Raw genomic sequence first — 2,275 nt, forward strand, 5'->3', positions numbered from 1 at the left:
GCGTAGTTGTGCCAAAAATGCCAACCGCCCACCGACGGATCAATAACTTATCGCTGTGGCTGTGGAACTTGAGAGCTCTGGCGCAGGGTGATGCCGTGCCGCTGGGCAAGCTTGGTCAGATTCCGGATCCCGCGGGCGTAAAGCTTGGCATCCGTCGGGTACGTGATCGCCTTCTCCTGGACGGTGGTGTCCATGCTCACGCGCTCCAGGCTCTGGCGCTTCACCACGCCTTCGCGCTTGGCGACCTCGACGGTCTCGGCGAGCAGTAACTCGACACCCGAAGTTCCACAGCCACAGCGATAAGTTGTTGATCCACCGAGAGGCGGTCGACATTTTTGGCACAACTTAGGCGATGTGCGTGCGACTCGGTGGGCGCACCTCCAGGTCCTTGAACAGCTGGCGTTGCTCGGGGCTGACCGACACGCCGGTGAGTGCCTCGCCGTTGATCTCGGCACGGTGCCACTGCACCGTCTCCAGCGCCTCGAAGGCACGCTCGACGCTGCCATAGCCGGTGTCGCTCGCGTGCAGGCGCATGCGCAGCACGCGGTAGAGCACCAGTGCGAGGAAGCAGATCAGCGCGTGGGCGCGGATACGGTCGGGCAGGCGGTGATGAACCGGGGCGATGTCCAGGCTGGACTTCAGCGCCCGGAAGCCGCGCTCGATATCGGCGAGCGCGCGGTAGCGCGCCACGATCTCGCTGGCCTCGCGCTCGCTGAGGCTGGTCACCAGCAGCAGCTTGCCATCGAGGCGCTCGGCGGCCGCCCAGGCCTCGTCGTCGATGTCGTAGTGGAACCGCGGGGCCGAGAGGTCGGCCTTGATGATCCCCGATAGACGCTGCTCGATGACCGCCTTGTGGAAGCGCTGGTAGGCGCTTCGATCCGAGGAGCGCCGCCCACGGCCCGCCTTTCCGGCGTCCTGGTTGTCCAGCCGCCGGGCCAGACGCTGGCCCAGCTCATCGACCCGCTCGATGCGTCGGCGCCGGTTCGCGCCCTGCTCGGCGGCGCGCTCGGGGTTGTGGGCGACCACCAGGCGCCGGCCGGCCCAGGTAGTCTCGGTGACGGCCTCCTCGCCGGATCCCTCGGTCTGCTTGGCCAGCGCCGGATGGAGACGCTCCATCACCTCGGCGAACTCGCCGTAGCGCCGGCCCGGCACCGCCAGGATGTAGTCCACGGCCAGACCCTGCTCACGCCCCAGTGCCTCCAGGGTGTCCACGTTGTCGAGGCTCAACAGCCCCCGGTCAGCAACCACCACCACCCGTTGCAGCCGGAAGCGCTCCAGCAGCCGGGTGATCATCGGCGCCAGCGTCTTCGTCTCCGCAACGTTGCCCTCGAAGACCTCATGGGCGACGGGCAGCCCCTCGGCGGTTTGGATGACCCCGAGGGCGAACTGGCGGTGGATCCCATGGGTGTCTTTACTCCGCCCGAGCTGGCGCAGATCGCCATGGACGTGGTGCTCACCGTGGATCGCCACCGTGGTGATGTCGTAGAACACCACGGCGAGTTCCTGGTCGAGCAGCGGGCGCAGCAGCGAGGTGGTGGTGCGCTCCAGCGCCTCGCGCTGGCCAATCAGCGCATCCATGGCGCGCAGCAACTGCTCGTGATGGAGCCCGGCGGTGGCCACACCCGGCATATGCACCCGCTCCAGCCAGCGCAGCACGCCGAGCTTGCTCTGCGGATCACACAGCCGGTTGAACACCAACACGCGGATCACCGCCTCCAGATCGAACTCGCGGTACGAGGAGCGGAACAGCTGCCGCAGCTGGTGTTCAAACCCCAGCTCGCGCCAGAGCTCGGTGAGCAGCCACGTCGGCCCGAGCGAGCGCGCCGGATCGAACCCGACGGCCTCGGGATCGACCTCGGGCATCCCGGTATGCCGGCGCAGGCCGCGAATCAGGCTGCGGACCTTGTCCTCGGTGAGCTGATCGGCGCGGCCGAGCTGGGCGATCTGGCGCTGGCGCGTGCGCCCGTGCTCATCCCGGTAGCCCTCCACCAGCCGCAGATAGGTCCGTCCCCGGGAGCGAGAGGCGCGTATGAACATGGCATCGCATGATGCCGAAGTACGCAGCGTCCATCAATGCCAAAACCGATACGAGTTGGCACAACACGGTCCGCAGCGGTCAGTGCGCCCAAGTCACTGATTCGACAGAAGCCTAAGGCCGCAAACACCCCCTCTCACGGCCTTTGCCTGTGGAACCCGGGTGGCGCTTCACCACGCCTTCGCGCTTGGCGACCTCGACGGTCTCGGCGAGCAGTAACTCGACACCTTCCTCGCCGAT

The 2,275-nt window shown here is 67.1% G+C and carries 2 protein-coding genes; one reads left to right on the top strand and one right to left on the bottom strand.

Annotated features, from left to right (window positions below):
• Nucleotides 1-269: hypothetical protein (locus ACQ754_RS17000; protein ID WP_440998237.1), on the top strand; the 269-nt coding region annotated here is incomplete at its 5' end.
• Between the two features lie 76 nt (nt 270-345).
• Here the strand turns inward: ACQ754_RS17000 and ACQ754_RS17005 are convergent.
• Nucleotides 346-2,037 (bottom strand): IS1634 family transposase, encoded by a 1,692-nt coding sequence (locus ACQ754_RS17005; protein WP_440998238.1) that lies wholly within the window; start codon nt 2,035-2,037, stop codon nt 346-348.
• Between the last annotated feature and the right edge of the window lie 238 nt (nt 2,038-2,275).

This window comes from Arhodomonas sp. SL1 (assembly GCF_052060015.1).
Taxonomy (GTDB): domain Bacteria; phylum Pseudomonadota; class Gammaproteobacteria; order Nitrococcales; family Nitrococcaceae; genus Arhodomonas.

Bases quoted from the DNA above. Each gene is read 5' to 3' on its own strand.
- ACQ754_RS17005 (WP_440998238.1), bottom strand. From the start codon at position 2,037: ATGTTCATACGCGCCTCTCGCTCCCGGGGACGGACCTATCTGCGGCTG.